Below are 18,631 nucleotides of genomic sequence, written 5' to 3'. Positions count from 1 at the left end.
CAGTGATAAAAGCGTTAATTTTTGATTTTGATGGGCTTATTCTTGATACAGAAACACATGAATATGAAGTCCTTCAGGAAATTTTTGAGGAACATGGCTCAGTTCTGCCGTTATCCGTTTGGGGCAAGGTTATCGGAACAGCGGCGGGATTTCGGCCATTTGAATACTTAGAAGAGCAGATAGGCAAAAAGCTGAACCATGAAGAGCTGACAAAACTGAGAAGAGACCGGTTTGCAAAACGCATGGAAACAGAAAAAGCGAGACCTGGTGTTGAAGCGTATCTGAATGCGGCAAAGGATTTAGGTTTAAAAGTAGGACTGGCTTCCAGCTCAGATTATAAATGGGTATCCGGCCATTTAAAGCAACTTGGCCTGTTTGACGAATTCGAAGTGATTCAGACAGCTGATGATGTAGAAGAGGTCAAACCCAATCCCGAGCTGTATTTGTTAGCGGCAAAGAATCTTGGAGTATCGCCGTCGGAATGTCTCGCATTTGAGGATTCCGTCAATGGTTCGATTGCTGCCAAGCGAGCGGGCATGAAGTGTGTAATCGTTCCAAATCAAGTAACAGGCACCTTGATGTTTGAAGAATATGATCACAGGCTCGAATCAATGGCGGAGATGGAGCTCGCCCTATTGCTTGATCATCTGAACGCACAAAACTAGAAAGGAGCGAGTAGATTGTCTGAGAAATTAGATTTGACCCGTTTTGAAAAGAAAATGGTCATCCGTAATATCGAAGAGAAAGATATTGACAACATTATCGACCTTCAAAAGGACTGCTTTCCAGGCATGGAGCCGTGGAAGCGAGAGCATTTAATCAGCCATCTGGAGCATTTTCCGGAAGGGCAGTTTTGTGCAGAATTCGAAGGTGAAATTATCGGTTCGTGCTCAAGCCTCCTGATTAATTTTGATGAATATGATGACCGCCATACGTGGCAGGACATTACAGATGACGGATACATCACCAATCACAATCCGGATGGCTTAAACATGTACGGGATCGAGGTCATGGTGCATCCTGATTACAGACGGATGAAAATCGGCCATCGTTTGTATGAGGCAAGAAAGGATTTGGCAAGACGTTTAAATCTGAAAAGCATCATCATAGGCGGACGGATACCGAACTATCATAAATATGCTGATGAAATGACTGCGAGAGAGTATGTTGAACAGGTAACACGCCATCAAATTTACGATCCTGTCCTTTCTTTTCAGCTGATGAACGGCTTTACCCTGATGCGGATTAACCCGGATTATCTCCCGGATGATACAGCTTCAATCAAATATGCGACGCTGATGGAATGGAATAATGTCGATTATCTGCCGCAGCAGACAAAGCGTTATTATAAATCGGCCTTCCCTGTGAGAATTTGTGTCATTCAATACGAAATGAAAAAAATCTATTCCTTTGAGGAATTTGCGAATCAAGTAGAGTACTATGTCGATGTCGCATCTGACGCGAGGTCTGATTTTGCAGTGTTCCCGGAAATTTTCACAACCCAGCTGATGTCCTTCCTTGAGGAACGTTCACCAAGCTTGGCGGTACAGAGAATTACCGAGTATACTGAGGATTACATCAGTCTGTTTACAGACTTGGCTGTTAAGTATAATGTCAACATTATCGGCGGATCTCATTTCGTAGAAGAGGAAGGGAAAATTTATAATATCGCCTACCTGTTCAGACGCGATGGAACGATTGAGAAGCAATATAAACTGCATATTACGCCGAATGAACGGAAATGGTGGGGAATCAGCGCGGGCGACCAGGTACGTGTGTTTGATACGGACTGCGGGAAAATTGCGATCCAAATTTGCTATGACATTGAGTTTCCTGAGCTTGCCCGTATTGCGGCCGATAAAGGCGCAAAAATTATTTTTACGCCATTTTGTACGGAAGACCGCCAAGGCTACTTGCGTGTCAGATACTGTTCACAGGCAAGAGCAGTCGAAAATCAAATTTATACCGTCATTTCCGGAACGGTTGGAAACCTGCCGCAAACGGAAAATATGGATATCCAATATGCTCAGTCCGGCATCTTTGCCCCTTCTGATTTTGAATTCGCAAGAGACGGCATCGTTGGGGAAACCAACCCGAATATTGAAATGGTCGTCATTGGCGATGTTGACTTAGAAATTCTCAGAAGACAGCGCCAAAACGGAACAGTGCGTCAGCTCAAAGACAGACGCCGCGATATTTATCATATTCACTATAAAAAATAATGCGAAAGCCCGCCTGAATTGGCGGGCTTTTTTTAAAAAAAACGGAATTGAAACGCTTCCGTGCTTTCTTTAAAATAGAAATAAATGTGTGTACATCGGAAAAGAAGGTGCCCTATGGAGTTTCTGCTTGTTTTAGTTCCTGTTTTCGGAATCTTCGCAATTGGTTATATCGGACAGAAAACACTCGGTTTTGATATTCAGACACTGTCCAAAATGTCCTTATATTTAATGTCTCCTTTTTTGGCTTTTGATACGTTTTATTCAAACGAGCTGACGATGGACTATGTGTATCTGTCTATTTTTGTGCTGGGTCTATGCCTGGTTCTTGTGCTGTTGGTCTCCTTTTTATCCTTTTTTCATAGGTATCCGAACCAAGATCGCTGTGCCATGATTCTCTCATCAGCCTTTATGAATAACGGCAATTATGGCACGCCTGTCGTACTGCTTGTGTTTGGGACGGCGGGGCTGGATACGGCTGTTGTGTTAATGGTGCTGCAACAGTTAATTATGAGTACTATCGGCATGTATTACGCTGCAAAGGGCGGTTCGGAGGAAGGCGGATGTAAAACGGTGATGACTCGGGTTATCCGTATGCCTGTGGCGTACGGAGCACTTTTAGGCGCAATACTTCAGCTTATGCATATTTCAATCCCTAAAGAGTTAATGACAGGCATTGAACTGGTCGGAAATGCGACGATTCCGACGATCATGATTATTCTTGGCATGCAGCTTGCGCTGATCTCTTTCAGGAATATTGAATACAGAAAAATTTCTTATTCTCTGCTGCTGAAGCTGATGGTATCACCGTTAATTGCGCTGGCCTTCACATTGATTTTGCCTGTGGATGACATGACGAAGCAAATTATGATTCTCGTAGCGGCCATGCCGACCGCTGCCAATACGACCTTAATGGCCGTTCAGTTTAATACAAGGCCCGAAGTCGTTTCCAGTGCCACTTTTATCAGCACAATGCTGAGCATAGTCACTTTGCCGGTCCTGCTTTGGATGCTGCATCCTCTTTCTTCTTGATGAAAGAGGATGTTTTAATTACCCGGCGGTTTATTGACTCCTTTGTCGTCTGGCTTTATATTGAAGTCAGGGAAATCATCACCTAGACATCACATAAGAGAAGGTCTGTTTCAATTTATTTATTGAACGCTAATGAAATGGAGATGATGGGGATGGAAAACATTCAGCAAAATCAGGGATTAAAGCAAAAGGATGAGCAATTCGTGTGGCATGCTATGAAGGGAGCGCATCAAGCGGACAGCCTGATTGCCCAAAAGGCGGAAGGAGCCTGGGTGACTGATATAGACGGACGCCGCTATCTTGATGCGATGTCCGGTTTGTGGTGCGTTAATGTTGGTTACGGCAGAAAAGAGCTTGCGGAGGCTGCTTATGAACAATTAAAGGAACTGCCGTATTACCCGTTAACGCAAAGTCACGCACCTGCGATTCACTTGGCGGAGAAGCTGAATGAGTGGCTTGGCGGCGATTATGTGATTTTCTTTTCCAACAGCGGATCGGAAGCAAATGAAACCGCTTTTAAGATCGCTCGCCAGTACCATCTGGAAAACGGCGACCACAGCCGTTATAAATTCATCTCTAGATATAGAGCCTATCACGGCAATACGTTGGGAGCACTCTCTGCAACCGGCCAGGCACAGCGGAAATATAAATATGAACCGTTAAGCCAAGGATTCTTGCACGCCGCCCCGCCTGATGTCTACCGAAATCCTGAAGACGCCGATACGCTAGAGAGCGCAAATGAAATTGACCGCATCATGACATGGGAATTAAGCGAAACGATTGCCGGTGTCATTATGGAGCCCATTATTACTGGCGGAGGCATTTTAATGCCGCCGGACGGATATATGAAGAAAGTGGAGGAAATCTGCCGCCGCCACGGCGCCCTGCTGATTTGTGACGAAGTCATCTGCGGATTTGGGCGGACTGGCGAGCCGTTCGGATTTATGCACTACGGCGTGAAGCCCGATATCATTACAATGGCGAAAGGGATTACAAGCGCGTATCTGCCATTGTCAGCGACCGCAGTTAAACGGGAGATTTTTGAAGCATACCAAGGAGAAGCTCCTTATGACCGTTTCCGCCACGTCAACACATTCGGCGGCAGCCCGGCAGCCTGCGCATTGGCTTTGAAAAACCTGCAAATTATGGAGGATGAACAGCTGATTCAGCGATCCCGCGATCTCGGAGCAAAGCTTTTAGGTGAGCTTCAGTCGTTGAGAGAACACTCTGCAGTAGGAGATGTAAGGGGAAAAGGGCTGCTGGTCGGAATCGAACTTGTCAAAGATAAGCTGACTAAAGAGCCGGCTGGCGCTGACCAAGTGAACCAAGTGGTTGCGGCATGCAAAGAGAAAGGGCTGATCATCGGCAAAAACGGCGATACAGTCGCCGGATATAACAATGTCATTCAGCTCGCCCCGCCATTTTGTCTGACAGAAGAAGACCTTGCATTTATCGTAAAAACGGTGAAGGAAAGCATACTGACGATTTGATACAAAAGTGATTTGTTAAAGGAGCACACTATGAGTTTTCACAACCAGCCTATTTTACCGGCTATTCGTAATATGAAGCAATTTGATGAGTTTTTAAACAGCTCGTTTTCGTACGGCGTGATACTTGATATTCATCTCGGACAATTAAAGGGCGTGATCAGAGAGGCGCAAAAGCACGGGAAGAAGATGATGGTGCATGTCGATTTAATCCAAGGGATCAAACATGATGAATACGGAGCGGAATTTATCTGCCAGGATATCAAGCCAGCGGGGATTATCTCAACAAGATCAAACGTGATTGCAAAAGCGAAGCAGAAGAAAATCTATGCGATCCAGCGTTTGTTTCTGCTTGATACAAGCGCAATGGAAAAAAGCATGGAGTTTGTCGGCAAGCATAAGCCTGACTTCATTGAAGTGCTGCCGGGCATCGTGCCGTCACTTATTCAGGAAATTAAAGAGAAAACAGGTATCCCTATCTTTGCGGGAGGTTTCATCCGCACAGAACAAGATGTAGAACAGGCACTGAAAGCTGGTGCCGTTGCTGTCACCACATCTAACACCAAATTATGGAAAAAATATGAAAACTTTTTGACAGAAAGTGATTGACACCGCTTTCATCCACTGATACAATTGAACTAGGTTAATACAATGTGATGGAGAATCCGGAGACCCACAGCAGCTCTTTACGGTAAAAGTTATACATCCGTAAAGCGGTTTGTTGTGGTTTTTTTATTCTCTATCATACTTCTTAATCGCAACCTTAGGAGGAATTATCTATGACAGCATTTTGGGGAGAACTAATCGGTACGATGCTGCTTGTTATTTTTGGCGCAGGTGTTTGTGCAGGAGTCAATTTGAAGAAATCGCTTTCATATCAATCTGGCTGGATTGTTGTTGTATTTGGATGGGGATTAGGTGTGGCAATGGCCGCTTATGCGGTCGGCGGCATCAGCGGCGCCCATCTCAATCCCGCGTTAACGATAGCATTTGCTTTTGTTGGTGATTTTCCGTGGAAAGAGGTTCCGGTTTACATTGCGGCGCAAATGATCGGAGCAATGATCGGTGCGGTGATTGTTTACCTTCATTACCTGCCGCATTGGAAGTCTACCGATGATCCGGCTGCCAAGCTGGGTGTTTTTTCAACCGGACCCAGCATTCCGCATACGTTTGCAAACGTTTTAAGTGAGGTTATTGGGACATTTGTCCTTGTGCTTGGAATTTTGGCGATTGGGGCAAATGAGTTTACAGAGGGACTTAACCCTTTAATCGTCGGTTTTCTCATCGTTGCTATCGGTATTTCTCTTGGAGGAACCACGGGATATGCAATTAATCCCGCCCGCGACTTAGGTCCGCGGATTGCCCACGCACTTCTGCCGATTCCGGGGAAAGGCTCATCAAACTGGAAGTACGCATGGGTTCCTGTTGCCGGCCCGATTTTGGGCGGATCATTCGGCGGTGTATTTTACAGCGCCGCGTTTCAGGGGCAGATTACAAGCAGTTTCTGGATTGTAAGCGTTGTATTGGTTGTGGTATTGTTAGGACTCTATGGCTATACGAAAAAACATGCAGCTAAAACACTATCAAATTCAAAATATATTTAAGCAAAGGGGAGACATCTTATGGAAACTTACATTTTATCCTTAGATCAAGGGACAACAAGTTCAAGAGCGATTCTGTTTAATAAAGAAGGCAAAATCGTTCACTCCGCTCAAAAGGAATTTACACAATACTTCCCGCATCCAGGATGGGTTGAGCATAATGCAAATGAAATTTGGGGATCTGTCCTTGCTGTTATCGCATCAGTCATTTCTGAATCGGGAATCAGCGCTTCTCAAATTGCCGGAATCGGCATTACCAACCAAAGGGAAACAGCGGTTGTTTGGGATAAGGATACAGGAAAGCCTGTGTATAATGCGATCGTTTGGCAGTCCCGACAGACGTCTGGAATCTGCGAGGAGCTTCGTGAAAAAGGATATAATGATACATTCAGAGAGAAAACAGGCCTTTTGATAGATCCATATTTTTCTGGCACGAAGGTGAAATGGATTTTAGACAATGTGGAAGGCGCAAGAGAAAAAGCGGAAAAAGGCGAGCTGCTGTTTGGAACGATTGATACATGGCTCATTTGGAAAATGTCAGGCGGAAAAGCCCACGTGACGGATTATTCCAATGCCTCAAGAACGCTGATGTTTAATATTTACGATTTGAAATGGGACGATGAGCTGCTTGAGATTTTAGGCGTTCCGAAATCAATGCTCCCTGAAGTGAAACCGTCCTCTCATGTGTATGCGGAGACAGTTGATTATCACTTCTTCGGAAAAAATATTCCGATTGCTGGAGCGGCAGGCGACCAGCAGTCCGCGCTGTTCGGCCAGGCGTGCTTTGAAGCAGGCATGGGGAAAAACACATACGGCACAGGATGTTTCATGCTGATGAATACAGGGGAAAAAGCAATTAAGTCGGAACACGGGCTGCTGACAACAATCGCCTGGGGCATTGACGGTAAAGTTGAATATGCTTTAGAAGGAAGTATTTTTGTCGCAGGCTCAGCCATCCAATGGCTCAGAGACGGAATGAGAATGTTCCAGGACTCTTCGCTTAGCGAATCATACGCGGAGAAAGTTGATTCAACTGACGGCGTATATGTCGTTCCGGCCTTTGTCGGCTTGGGAACGCCTTACTGGGACAGCGATGTGCGCGGTTCAGTTTTCGGCCTGACAAGAGGCACAACAAAAGAACATTTTATCCGTGCCACGCTGGAGTCATTGGCTTATCAGACGAAAGATGTGCTTGATGCAATGGAAGCGGATTCTAACATTTCATTGAAAACGCTTCGTGTGGATGGCGGCGCTGTTAAAAATAACTTTTTGATGCAGTTTCAAGGGGATATTTTGGATGTGCCTGTGGAACGACCGGAAATCAATGAAACAACTGCGCTTGGCGCGGCATATTTGGCAGGTATCGCTGTGGGGTTCTGGAAGGATCGTTCTGAAATTATTAACCAGTGGAATCTGGATAAGCGTTTTGAACCTAAATTGGAAGAAGAAAAACGAAATGAGCTGTATACAGGCTGGCAAAAAGCCGTTAAAGCAGCTATGGCTTTTAAATAAAATAAGAGTATGTTATAATGGTTACAAGTTAATAAGAACGGTCCTGAGATGAGGAGAGACCACAGCACCAAAGTGTGAACATGCACTTTGGCTGTTGTGGTCTCTTTTTCTATTTACTTACCGTGACAACAAGGAGGAAACGTAATAATGAAAAATCAATTTTCAAGTCTTGAGCGGGATCGCATGCTGACAGACATGACGAAAAAAACATATGATCTATTTATTATCGGAGGAGGAATTACAGGAGCTGGTACAGCTCTTGACGCGGCATCAAGGGGCATGAAGGTCGCACTCAGCGAAATGCAGGATTTCGCGGCTGGAACATCAAGCAGATCAACAAAATTGGTTCATGGCGGATTGCGCTATTTAAAACAATTTGAAGTGAAAATGGTCGCTGAGGTAGGGAAAGAGCGGGCGATTGTCTATGAAAACGGCCCGCACGTTACCACACCGGAATGGATGCTGCTTCCGTTTCATAAAGGCGGCACATTCGGTTCATTCACAACCTCTATCGGTTTAAGAGTTTATGACTTCTTAGCCGGCGTAAAAAAATCAGAACGCAGAAGCATGCTTTCAGCAAAAGAAACGCTGCAAAAAGAGCCTTTGGTGAAAAAAGACGGCTTAAAAGGCGGCGGCTACTATGTTGAATACCGCACTGACGATGCGAGACTGACAATCGAAGTCATGAAGGAAGCAGTCAAATTCGGGGCAGAGCCTGTGAATTATTCCAAAGTAAAAGAACTCCTTTATGAAAAAGGCAAAGCAGTCGGTGTATTAATTGAAGACGTTTTGACGAAAAAAGAATATAAAGTATACGCGAAAAAAATCGTCAATGCGACAGGCCCTTGGGTAGACCAGCTCAGAGAAAAAGACCATTCTAAAAACGGAAAGCACCTTCAGCATACAAAAGGTATTCACCTTGTATTTGACCAATCTGTCTTTCCTTTGAAACAAGCGGTATATTTCGATACACCGGACGGCCGCATGGTGTTTGCTATTCCTCGTGAAGGCAAAACATACGTGGGCACAACCGATACCGTTTACAAAGAGGCCCTGGAGCATCCGCGCATGACAACTGAGGATCGCGATTACGTCATCAATTCAATCAATTACATGTTCCCGGAACTGAATATTAAAGCTGATGATATCGAATCAAGCTGGGCTGGCCTGCGTCCGCTCATTCATGAAGAAGGAAAGGACCCTTCCGAGATTTCACGCAAAGATGAAATTTGGACGTCAGATTCAGGCTTGATCACTATTGCCGGCGGTAAGCTGACCGGGTACAGAAAAATGGCGGAGCACATTGTCGATCTTGTTCGTGATCGATTAAAAGAGGAAGGCGAAAAGGATTTCGGCCCATGCAAAACGAAAAACATGCCGATTTCAGGCGGGCACGTCGGCGGTTCTAAAAACCTTGCATCCTTCGTGACGGCGAAAACGAAAGAAGGCATTGCGGCCGGCTTATCAGAAAAAGATGCGAAACAGCTGGCTATCAGATACGGCTCCAACGTAGAGCGTGTCTTTAATCGGGTCGAGGCACTGAAAGACGAGGCTGCGAAGCGAAATATCCCGGTTCATATCCTTGCCGAGGCAGAATACAGCATCGAAGAAGAATTGACTGCAACGCCTGCTGACTTCTTTGTCCGCAGAACGGGACGTTTATTTTTTGATATCAATTGGGTAAAAACATATAAAGACGCCGTTATTGATTTTATGAGCGAGCGATTCCAGTGGGATAAGCAGACGCAAAACAAACATACAGAAAACCTTAACAAGCTATTACACGATGCGGTTGTACCGGTCGAACAATAAAAATAACGGGCTGTCTGCAGCCCGTTATTTCTTTTATGAGCCAGAAAGCGTCAGATCTCAAGATATCAAGTGACAGAGACGCTCTCTTCATATTAAAATAATGGCATATGGCTGATACATAGGAGGACGAATTATGACTTGGAGAAAGAGCTATGAACGCTGGAAACAGACAGAAAATTTAGATCCTGAATTAAAAAAGCTCCTCACTGAATTAGAGGGGAATGATCAGGCTCTTGAAGACTGCTTCTATAAAAACCTTGAATTCGGAACTGGGGGTATGCGCGGAGAAATTGGCGCCGGTACGAATCGGATGAATATTTACACGGTGCGCAAGGCATCAGCGGGATTTGCGGCATACATCTTGCAGCAGGGTGAGGAAGCGAAAAAACGGGGCGTTGTCATTGCGTATGATTCCCGCCATAAATCACCGGAGTTTGCGATGGAAGCTGCAAAAACGCTTGCTACACAAGGCATCCAAACGTACGTATTTGATGAGCTTCGCCCGACGCCGGAGCTGTCATTCGCTGTCAGACAACTGAACGCTTACGGAGGAATTGTCGTGACGGCTAGCCATAACCCGCCTGAATATAATGGGTACAAAGTGTACGGTGATGACGGCGGCCAGCTGCCTCCGCGGGAAGCAGACATCGTCATTGAGCAGGTAAACGCCATCGAAAATGAACTGACAATCACGGTCGATGATGAAGAAGCGTTAAAAGAAAAAGGCTTAATAAAGATCATCGGTGAAGAGATTGATAAGGTCTATACTGAAAAACTGACATCTATTTCCGTTCATCCTGAGTTATCCGGAGAAGTGGATGTGAAAGTGGTTTTCACTCCGCTGCATGGAACCGCAAACAAACCGGTCAGACGCGGGCTCGAAGCCCTTGGCTATCAAAATGTCACGGTCGTGAAGGAACAGGAACGGCCAGATCCGGACTTTTCAACTGTAACATCTCCGAACCCGGAAGAGCATGCTGCATTTGAATACGCTATTAAGCTCGGCGAAGAGCAAAATGCAGATATTCTTATTGCAACAGATCCAGATGCGGACCGCCTTGGCATTGCGGTGAAAAATGATGAAGGCAAATATACAGTGCTGACAGGAAACCAAACCGGCGCGTTGCTGCTTCATTATTTGCTTTCTGAAAAGAAAAAACAAGGAACCCTGCCTGAGAATGGCGTCGTTCTCAAAACAATCGTAACAAGTGAAATCGGCCGCGATGTCGCATCTTCATTCGGACTCGATACGATTGATACACTGACGGGCTTTAAGTTTATCGGTGAAAAGATTAAAGAATACGAAGCCTCAGGCCAGTACACTTTCCAATTCGGATATGAAGAAAGCTATGGTTATTTAATCGGAGATTTCGCCCGCGACAAGGATGCCATTCAGGCCGCACTTTTGGCAGTTGAAGTTTGCGCGTTCTATAAGAAACAAGGAACGTCATTGTACGAAGCGTTAATGAATATCTTCAAAGAATATGGTTTTTACCGTGAAGGGCTGAAATCACTGACGCTGAAAGGAAAACAGGGAGCGGAGCAGATTGAAGCGATTCTTGCTTCCTTCAGGCAAAATCCGCCGCAAACAATGGCCGGTAAACAGGTTGTCACTGCTGAGGATTACGCTGTAAGCAAACGGATGGTTTTGACGGAAAATAAAGAAGAAGCCATCGACCTGCCAAAATCAAATGTATTGAAATACTTCTTGGAAGACGGATCTTGGTTCTGCCTCCGTCCTTCTGGTACTGAGCCGAAGGTCAAATTTTATTTCGCCGTAAAAGGAACATCCCTACAAGACAGTGAACAGCGTCTTGCCGCACTTTCTGACGATGTCATGAAGACAGTTGACGAAATTGTCGAAGCAACAGCAAAGTAATTCTAAAAAAGCTGGATCACGCAATGTGATCCAGCTTTTTTCTATTTCTCATCCAAAAGTCTGAAAGAAAATCATCCTTCATGTGAAGTAACAATATTCAAAAAACTGGTATAATCTTAGATAATAACCATAGCCGGAGTGAGAGACGTGACCAAACCGAGGGTGGAAAAATTAAGAACACTGAAAACCATTGCCGAGACTTTGAATCAAGGACACGATGTCAAAGCAACGCTGAATGAAGTTTTAAAAGAATTGCTGAGCTTAACGAATCTTCAGTCTGGATGGATCTTTCTCATTGAAGAGGACGGTTCCTATACGTTAGCAGCAGACGCATACCTGCCGCCTGCTTTAAGCCGCAGGGAAAAAGTGCTGATGTGTGAAGGGGAGTGCTATTGCCTGACGAAATTCAATAACGGCGGACTTAGAAAAGCAGCCAATATTATGAACTGTAAACGCATAGAATCAGCTGAAGAGCTGCATTGTTTTGACACAGAAGGGATTACGCATCATGCAACCGTTCCCTTAGAAGATGGAGACAGACGGTTTGGTTTATTAAATGTGGCGGCGGCCGGAAAGACACTTTTTGATGAGGAGGAGCTTCATTTGCTGGAGGCGGTTGCTTTTCAGATCGGAACGGCGATACAGCGGATGAGGCTTGCTGAATACAAACAAAAAAACGCTCTTTTAATGGAGCGGAACCGTCTCGCTCAGGAGCTGCATGATTCAGTCAACCAGATGCTGTTTTCCGTCAGTTTAACAGCAAAAGCGGCAAAGACATTAACACAAGAAGAGACCCTGCAGCAAATGATTGATTTTATTCAAACGTTAACGCAGGACGCGCTGGCTGAAATGAAGTCCTTAATCTGGCAGCTTCGCCCCGGAGGATTGGAAAAAGGGCTGGCTGAAGCCATTAAAAGCTACGGCACTCTGATCGGATTGAATGTCGTCTTTACACAAAAAGGATGTCCGGCCCTTCGTGATGAAGAGGAGCATATGCTGTGGCGTGTCGTGCAGGAAGCCCTCAATAATTGCAAAAAGCATGCCGGGACTGATACAGCGTATGTCAGAATTACTGCTTCTTCGTCCTATGCAGAACTGGATATTATCGATCATGGGGCAGGGTTTCGTTATGAAGCGCACGACGGACTGCCTTCACTTGGCATCAAAGGAATGAAAGAGCGGGCAGAAAAAGCCGGCGCGGAATTTTTCATTGAGTCAGAGCTTGGAGCTGGCACGAAGCTGTCTGTCAGACTTCCGCTTACCAATTAGAAAGGAAGGACAGTGAGATGAGAATTGTAATAGCGGATGATCACCATGTTGTCCGGAAGGGGCTTCGTTTTTTCTTTGCCACCAAGGACGACATTGAAGTTGTCGGAGAAGCGGCAACCGGAAGTGAGGCCCTCCGTGTCATCGAAGAAACAAAGCCTGATCTCGTTCTGATGGATCTGTCGATGCCGGATATGGATGGAATAGCAGCAACAAAAAAAGCAGTACAGCAATTTCCCGGTGTCCATATCGTCGTGCTGACGAGCTACTCTGATCAGGAGCATGTAATCCCTGCGCTTCAGGCAGGAGCGAAGGCGTATCAGCTAAAGGATACGGAGCCGGAGGAATTGGTGAAAACACTGAGACAGGTTGATTCAGGCGAATATATGCTGTCTTCAGCTATTATGCCCCATGTCCTGACACATATGAAAAAACAGAATGAACCGGAAAAAGAAAAATTTTATCAATTAACCCGGCGGGAAAGAGATGTGCTAAACGAAATTGCTTGCGGAAAAAGCAATAAAGAAATCGCAGCATCGTTGTTTATTTCAGAAAAAACAGTAAAAACCCATGTGTCTAATCTTTTAGCAAAGCTTGAGCTGACGGACCGCACACAAGCAGCGCTTTTTGCAGTGAAATACAACCTGAATGGAGAGACCACAAAGTGAACATATTAGTGATTAGCGGCTCGCCGAGAACACATGGCAGGACAAGAATTGCGGCAGCCTATATTTCATCTGTGTATCAAACGGATTTGATTGATTTGAGCGAATTTATATTGCCGTTATTTAACGGTGAAGCCGAACAGGCCGAGCTTATGCGGGTACAAGAGCTGAAGCAGCGCGTCAGCAAAGCGGATGCGATTGTATTACTATCTCCTGAATATCACAGCGGCATGAGCGGCGCTTTAAAAAATGCACTGGATTTTTTAAGCAGCGAACAATTTAAATATAAGCCAGTAGCTCTTTTGGCAGCAGCAGGCGGCGGAAAAGGCGGAATCAATGCGCTGAACAATATGAGAACCGTGATGCGGGGCTTATATGCCAATGTCATTCCGAGGCAGCTTGTGCTTGATCCGGTAACGATTGATGTGGAAAACGCAACAGTAACGGAACACATGGCGGCCAGCATAAAAGAGCTGATGGAAGAATTGCACATGTTCGCAAATGCAGGAACCCCCGGCGTCTAAACACCGGGGGTTTTTTTATGTGAGAAGCGCTAATTGATCCTCATATGTCAGCTCAGTGGCATGGTCAATATAGCGGAGAAGAGAATACAGCACCTTTTCTAATACAGCATAATCCTGTTCAAAATGGTATGCATGCAAAAAATGCTCAATTCGTTTTGATAACAAATCATCCTCTGTCCGCACCATTAAAATTAATAAATTATCCCATTGGGAACGATGGGTGTAATACAATGCTTTGTCGTAATCAGCATAATCCATATCAATCGCTTCTCCTTTCCTGTGTGAGAAGTTCAGGATTAGTTTATGCCGCATCAGCTGTTATTGACGGGGCAAAACTTGGCGTCTGCGTCAGAACTGGGGTAGCAATATGAGGGAGACATAAAATGAAAATGTCTGAATGAAGCAAGCGGTTTTGGAAAACCTAAGATGAAAATAATCTGGGTACAGGAGACTGAAAACATGAAATCTCTGCCGTATGCCATTGCGCTTCTGTTTTGCGGTTTCATCATCTTATCGATGGCTGCAAAAGGGCATTCAGAAAACATGAACGAGTCTGTTCAAAAGTGGGAACAGCTCGCTTGGAGTAAAATTCAAGATGAATATAAAGGGGCTTCTTTTTCCGATTACGCCTATATGGGGCGGACCGAGGTGAATGACCAGCAGACAAAGGATGTCTTTCGGGTGACCGTCAAACAGAATGATGAAACATTTTCCGTGCGTGCGGAAGTATATTTTCACCCTGTGACAAAACATATGATCAGCATCAATGTGTTTCGTCTTTAATAACAAAACTGTACAGCCGACAAAGGCCATACAGTTTTGTTTTTAGAAATAACGCTTTGCTCCGAGGTAGCGCTGTTTCCAGTATGAGTTGTTCATATTTGAAATGACAACCCCTGAGTCGTTGGCATTAATGAATTCCCCGTTTCCGAGGTAAATCCCGACATGAGAAGGGCCGGCTTTGTATGTCGAAAAGAAGACAAAGTCTCCGACTGCAGGCTGGCTGACAGATTTCATGGTGTTCCAGTAGCCGGCCGCCGTTAATCTGGACACAGATGTCACTTTGTTTAGCGCATAGTAAATGAATCCGCTGCAGTCAAATCCGGCCGGTGTCGTTCCTCCCCAGCGATATGGAACGCCAAGCTGCTCCTTAGCGGCCGCGATCATTTTGTTAATCTTCGCGCTTGTTGAGATCGTGCTGCCTGAAGATCCGGAACTTGAATTTGAAGATGAAGCTTTGCCTGTAATCGTGAGCTTCTGGCCGATTTGTAAGACATCGTTTTTCAAGTTGTTTTTCTCCCGGATCTGCTGGGCTGTCACATTGAATTTTTGAGCAATCACCCATAAGGAATCCCCGCTCTTCACCGTATATGTAGTCGTCGTTGTGCCGGAGCTTGAATTTGACGAAGACGGTGTTGTTGATGTGCCGGAAGTTGATTTGCCGGTCAGCTTCAGCACTTGTCCGACGTACAGAACGTCTGATTTCAGATTGTTGCTGTTTCGGATTTGCTGTACAGTCAGGTTATATTTGTTTGCGATCTTCCAAAGTGAGTCTCCGCTTTTTACGGTGTACTTCGTTGTTGCTGATGTTGATTGATTTGATTTGGATGAATTGTCTTTGGATGACGAATTAGAACCCGCTGATTTTGTTTTTAATACTTGATTCACATAAATGGTATCTGATTTTAAATTGTTCAATACCTTCAATTCAGCGATGGACATATTGACTTTGTTCGCGATTTTCCAAAGCGAATCACCTAGCTGCACTTTGTAAGTGCCAGTCGAAGCTGATGAGCTTGAGCTCGATTTAGAGCTGCTTGAAGTGCCGGAACTGGAATTTGAAGAAACCTTTCCGGATACTTTTAATTTTTGCCCTGCACGAATCATGTCGCTGCTCAATCCGTTTAACTTTTTCAGTTCCTGTACCGACATCTTAAACTCATTGGCAATCAGCCATAGTGAATCGCCGCTTTTCACTGTGTAAACAGAATTTCCGCTCTTCTTTGCTGTTGAGCCTGAAGAAGATGATGAAGTGCCGGAATTGCTGCCTGGGATGGTAAGCGTCTGGCCGATTGACAGGACGGTAGTCGAAAGATGGTTGGCGGATGTGATGGCCGCTACACTTGTGTTGTAGTTTTGCGCCAGCTTCCATAAGGAATCTCCGCTTTTGACTTTAATCGTTGCTGCTTCAGCGGGTGTAATCGCTAGTGTTGTGCTGACAATCGCGGATGCTGTCAGCCCTGCTGCTAATTTCTTTTTCATCTGAGCTCTCCTTTTTCCCCCAATGATTTTGAATATGCTGTTTCTTTTTTATATCGGCAGATTCAACTCATCGTTTTGCCTTTTTTAAAAATCAGTCATATTATCTTAACAGAAAGCAGGAAAAAGGGCATAAAAAAAGAAGGAATCATCAACTATTCCTTCATTTTCAAAAGCTGCATAATTTCCTCTTTGTTTTTGACAAGGTCTCGCAGCGTATATTTGTTTAAAACGGCAAGATAGGCCATAAGCGCTTCATTAAGCACGTGTTTTAAGCCGCACACTGGAGAAATAATGCAGAGATTTCTATTCGCATCAAAACATTCAACAATATTAAAATCGTCTTCTGTTTTTCTGACGACCTCTCCAATATTAATGTCTTCAGGATCCATGCCTAAACGTATGCCGCCTCCACGTCCGCGTATCGTTTCTACATATCCGAGCTGACCGAGCCTGTATATGACTTTCATGAGATGATTTTTTGAAATAGAATACGTTTCGGCGATCTGTTTTATATTTGAAAGTTCTCCGGGACGTTCTGCAGCAAGAAAAATCAAAACTCGTAATGAATAATCTGTATAATTTGTTAACTTCATATTAAGACCTCGGAATAAGACATTTTCTATATCTTATCATAATCTATTATAAAATGAAAAAAAAGGAATTTCCCTAAAAAAGCGTGCACCCTGCTGGGCACACGCTTTTTTTTAATTCATGTCATTGGAAGGATTTTGTTTTGAACGGTTTTTCGTATCAACCTCGGTGTTTTGAATTTTGCGTTCGAATTTAGAAAGATAACGTGAAGCAAAATCCTTTCCGCCAAGACCGAATGATAAACCGAATGCAAGTGCGAATCCGCCAAGCACGATGATAAATGCGGAATTGACAATTGTGTCAGCGACTCCGAGCTGATCTAGTGCCATAAAGAAAGCCAGTGCGATGATTGTATACTTTGCAATCGCAGCTAAAGATTTGAACTCCTGACCTTTGATCATGCTGGCCAGTACCTTGCGCACCAATTCTCCGGCGTAAAGGCCGATTCCAAGGATAAATACTGCGACAAGGACATTCGGCAGATACGCGATGATGCCTCCTGCGATCTCAACGAGTAAATGCAGCTGAACAATTTGCAGCGCCTCGGCTGTAAACAGCAGGATCACAATGATTTGCGCAATCATACCGACAACTTGGGAGAGTGACAGCTTTGCGGATGCGCCAGGTTCTACGCCCATTTTTCCTAATAAAGAATCAAAGCCTGCACGGCGGAGCAGTCCGGACACCATTGTGTTTACCCATTTTCCGGCCCATATACCGGCTAAAATCAGTACGATGGCGATAATGATATTCGGAAGCATGTTTAAGATGGTATTGAGCATAGAGACGGCTGGCTGAGAAATGCCGGCGACATCAAGACGATCAAGCGCTGAAATGACAACCGGAATTAAAATCAGCACATAAGCAATGGTCCCGATGACAGCTGAAAGGCTTGTATCCTTTAAGTAAATGGATAACCCCATACGAGCAGCGAATCTTTCTGTACCGATGCTTGCTAGGAAATTTGTGATGATGTCACGGACCAGGCGGGCGATGAGCCAGCCGATTAAAACGATCAGCGCCGCAGCGAATAATTTCGGCAGAAAAGCGAGTACGCTTTCCATCATATTTGTAAACGGGCCTGAAATTCCGCTGATATTCAGTGAAGATAAGACTCCCGGCAAGAATATGAGCAGCACGAGGTAAAAGACAATTTGTGAAGCTGCGTTAACTGCCTGGTGAATATCTTTCCCTTCAGATACCAAGTTCCATTTGCGCAGTTTTTCGCTCGTGTTCAGCTTCATCCCGATTTTTTTGACAAGAAAGCTTAACACAGAAGCTGCCGCCCAGCCTAACAGCAGAATCAATCCGGCCTTCAGCACGCTCGGAACAGCTGCTGCAATAGCAGAAAGCATGCTGACAAAAGGCGAAGCCACTGTTGTCAGGTGCAAAATGTTAAAGAATAAAATAAAGACGATAATCAAAGCGATAAAATAAACGACCTTGCTTACGATTTTTTCCGATGAATAGCGTGACGGCTTTTTCTCAGCAAAGATCTTGTCGTCGATTTTTGTTTTTCTGAGCCCTTTGTACACCGCTTTTTCAATGATTTTGGCGATAGCCCATCCGATTAATAAGACAAGCAAAGCAATGATGAGGTTTGGCAATTTACTGAGATAAGAAGAAAACATGTCTGCTGCATTCAATTGGTATCGCTCCTTTTTTTCGTAATATGGTCTGTTTTTACCCACTGACACATTTGGCAAACAGGCCAATGTGCAGGGCAAGTTTTTTTCAGGCGGAAATGTGACTTATCATCTTTTATCAGGCGGGCTCATACA

17 protein-coding genes are annotated in these 18,631 nt (G+C 44.7%); 13 read left to right on the top strand and 4 right to left on the bottom strand.

Annotation, left to right across the window (positions count from 1 at the left end; genetic code table 11):
* The first annotated feature begins 2 nt into the window (after positions 1-2).
* The 12 genes from ACQVGS_RS17145 (at position 3) to ACQVGS_RS17090 (ending at position 13,997) form a co-directional block, all read left to right on the top strand.
* Entirely contained in the window at positions 3-665 is a 663-nt protein-coding gene (locus ACQVGS_RS17145) for an HAD family hydrolase (protein ID WP_024120709.1), read from the top strand.
* Positions 666-680: 15 nt separating this feature from the next.
* The gene (locus ACQVGS_RS17140; RefSeq protein ID WP_024120710.1) at positions 681-2,222 is read left to right on the top strand and encodes a bifunctional GNAT family N-acetyltransferase/carbon-nitrogen hydrolase family protein; all 1,542 of its coding nucleotides are present in this window, start codon (positions 681-683) and stop codon (positions 2,220-2,222) included.
* Between the two features lie 114 nt (positions 2,223-2,336).
* Positions 2,337-3,251, top strand: coding sequence for an AEC family transporter (locus tag ACQVGS_RS17135; RefSeq protein WP_105990477.1), 915 nt, complete (start codon positions 2,337-2,339; stop codon positions 3,249-3,251).
* Between the two features lie 137 nt (positions 3,252-3,388).
* Positions 3,389-4,741 carry an aspartate aminotransferase family protein gene (locus ACQVGS_RS17130; protein ID WP_254518134.1) on the top strand — a complete coding sequence of 451 codons (1,353 nt, stop codon included), beginning with the start codon at positions 3,389-3,391 and terminating at the stop codon, positions 4,739-4,741.
* A gap of 30 nt (positions 4,742-4,771) precedes the next feature.
* Positions 4,772-5,347 (top strand): glycerol uptake operon antiterminator GlpP, encoded by a 576-nt coding sequence (gene glpP, locus ACQVGS_RS17125; protein ID WP_029441192.1) that lies wholly within the window; start codon positions 4,772-4,774, stop codon positions 5,345-5,347.
* 170 nt (positions 5,348-5,517) lie between these two features.
* On the top strand, positions 5,518-6,342 hold the full coding sequence (gene glpF / locus ACQVGS_RS17120) for a glycerol uptake facilitator protein GlpF (RefSeq protein WP_095713748.1): 825 nt from the start codon (positions 5,518-5,520) through the stop codon (positions 6,340-6,342).
* An 18-nt stretch (positions 6,343-6,360) separates the two neighbouring features.
* The gene (glpK, locus tag ACQVGS_RS17115) at positions 6,361-7,851 is read left to right on the top strand and encodes a glycerol kinase GlpK (protein WP_024120714.1); all 1,491 of its coding nucleotides are present in this window, start codon (positions 6,361-6,363) and stop codon (positions 7,849-7,851) included.
* A 144-nt stretch (positions 7,852-7,995) separates the two neighbouring features.
* Positions 7,996-9,663 carry a glycerol-3-phosphate dehydrogenase gene (gene glpD / locus ACQVGS_RS17110; RefSeq protein WP_127695608.1) on the top strand — a complete coding sequence of 556 codons (1,668 nt, stop codon included), beginning with the start codon at positions 7,996-7,998 and terminating at the stop codon, positions 9,661-9,663.
* 133 nt (positions 9,664-9,796) lie between these two features.
* The gene (locus ACQVGS_RS17105; protein ID WP_106022494.1) at positions 9,797-11,542 is read left to right on the top strand and encodes a phospho-sugar mutase; all 1,746 of its coding nucleotides are present in this window, start codon (positions 9,797-9,799) and stop codon (positions 11,540-11,542) included.
* A gap of 147 nt (positions 11,543-11,689) precedes the next feature.
* Complete coding sequence (locus tag ACQVGS_RS17100; RefSeq protein ID WP_106022493.1) at positions 11,690-12,811, top strand: GAF domain-containing sensor histidine kinase; 1,122 nt, start codon at positions 11,690-11,692, stop codon at positions 12,809-12,811.
* A 17-nt stretch (positions 12,812-12,828) separates the two neighbouring features.
* Positions 12,829-13,476, top strand: a complete 648-nt coding sequence (locus ACQVGS_RS17095) for a response regulator (protein WP_106022492.1) — start codon at positions 12,829-12,831, stop codon at positions 13,474-13,476.
* Positions 13,473-13,997 carry an NADPH-dependent FMN reductase gene (locus ACQVGS_RS17090; RefSeq protein WP_106022491.1) on the top strand — a complete coding sequence of 175 codons (525 nt, stop codon included), beginning with the start codon at positions 13,473-13,475 and terminating at the stop codon, positions 13,995-13,997. The genes ACQVGS_RS17095 and ACQVGS_RS17090 overlap by 4 nt, the downstream gene beginning before the upstream one ends.
* A gap of 15 nt (positions 13,998-14,012) precedes the next feature.
* Here ACQVGS_RS17090 and ACQVGS_RS17085 read toward each other — a convergent pair whose 3' ends face one another.
* On the bottom strand, positions 14,013-14,255 hold the full coding sequence (locus ACQVGS_RS17085) for a YhdB family protein (RefSeq protein ID WP_024120719.1): 243 nt from the start codon (positions 14,253-14,255) through the stop codon (positions 14,013-14,015).
* A gap of 201 nt (positions 14,256-14,456) precedes the next feature.
* Between ACQVGS_RS17085 and ACQVGS_RS17080 the strand changes: the two genes are divergently transcribed.
* Entirely contained in the window at positions 14,457-14,780 is a 324-nt protein-coding gene (locus tag ACQVGS_RS17080; protein WP_024120720.1) for a YqzG/YhdC family protein, read from the top strand.
* Positions 14,781-14,822: 42 nt separating this feature from the next.
* Here the strand turns inward: ACQVGS_RS17080 and lytF are convergent, their stop codons facing one another.
* From lytF to ACQVGS_RS17065, 3 genes are all read right to left on the bottom strand, one after another.
* Positions 14,823-16,259, bottom strand: coding sequence for a peptidoglycan endopeptidase LytF (gene lytF / locus ACQVGS_RS17075; protein ID WP_101860902.1), 1,437 nt, complete (start codon positions 16,257-16,259; stop codon positions 14,823-14,825).
* A 152-nt stretch (positions 16,260-16,411) separates the two neighbouring features.
* Positions 16,412-16,852 (bottom strand): nitric oxide-sensing transcriptional repressor NsrR, encoded by a 441-nt coding sequence (nsrR, locus tag ACQVGS_RS17070; RefSeq protein ID WP_010333538.1) that lies wholly within the window; start codon positions 16,850-16,852, stop codon positions 16,412-16,414.
* Positions 16,853-16,963: 111 nt separating this feature from the next.
* The gene (locus ACQVGS_RS17065; protein WP_095713742.1) at positions 16,964-18,496 is read right to left on the bottom strand and encodes a mechanosensitive ion channel; all 1,533 of its coding nucleotides are present in this window, start codon (positions 18,494-18,496) and stop codon (positions 16,964-16,966) included.
* Positions 18,497-18,631: the final 135 nt, after the last annotated feature.

It is taken from the genome of Bacillus sp. SD127, assembly GCF_058566445.1.
The sequence above is the reverse complement of the archived record's forward strand: the minus strand, read 5'-3'. Positions and strand labels throughout refer to the sequence as shown.

Excerpts from the sequence above, each read along its gene's own strand:
- ACQVGS_RS17135 (WP_105990477.1), top strand. The coding sequence starts at position 2,337 with ATGGAGTTTCTGCTTGTTTTAGTTCCTGTTTTCGGAATCTTCGCAATT.
- ACQVGS_RS17130 (WP_254518134.1), top strand. The coding sequence starts at position 3,389 with ATGGAGATGATGGGGATGGAAAACATTCAGCAAAATCAGGGATTAAAG.
- glpP (WP_029441192.1), top strand. The coding sequence starts at position 4,772 with ATGAGTTTTCACAACCAGCCTATTTTACCGGCTATTCGTAATATGAAG.
- glpF (WP_095713748.1), top strand. The coding sequence starts at position 5,518 with ATGACAGCATTTTGGGGAGAACTAATCGGTACGATGCTGCTTGTTATT.
- glpK (WP_024120714.1), top strand. The coding sequence starts at position 6,361 with ATGGAAACTTACATTTTATCCTTAGATCAAGGGACAACAAGTTCAAGA.
- ACQVGS_RS17105 (WP_106022494.1), top strand. The coding sequence starts at position 9,797 with ATGACTTGGAGAAAGAGCTATGAACGCTGGAAACAGACAGAAAATTTA.
- ACQVGS_RS17095 (WP_106022492.1), top strand. The coding sequence starts at position 12,829 with ATGAGAATTGTAATAGCGGATGATCACCATGTTGTCCGGAAGGGGCTT.
- ACQVGS_RS17085 (WP_024120719.1), bottom strand. The coding sequence starts at position 14,255 with ATGGATTATGCTGATTACGACAAAGCATTGTATTACACCCATCGTTCC.
- ACQVGS_RS17080 (WP_024120720.1), top strand. The coding sequence starts at position 14,457 with ATGAAATCTCTGCCGTATGCCATTGCGCTTCTGTTTTGCGGTTTCATC.
- lytF (WP_101860902.1), bottom strand. The coding sequence starts at position 16,259 with ATGAAAAAGAAATTAGCAGCAGGGCTGACAGCATCCGCGATTGTCAGC.
- nsrR (WP_010333538.1), bottom strand. The coding sequence starts at position 16,852 with ATGAAGTTAACAAATTATACAGATTATTCATTACGAGTTTTGATTTTT.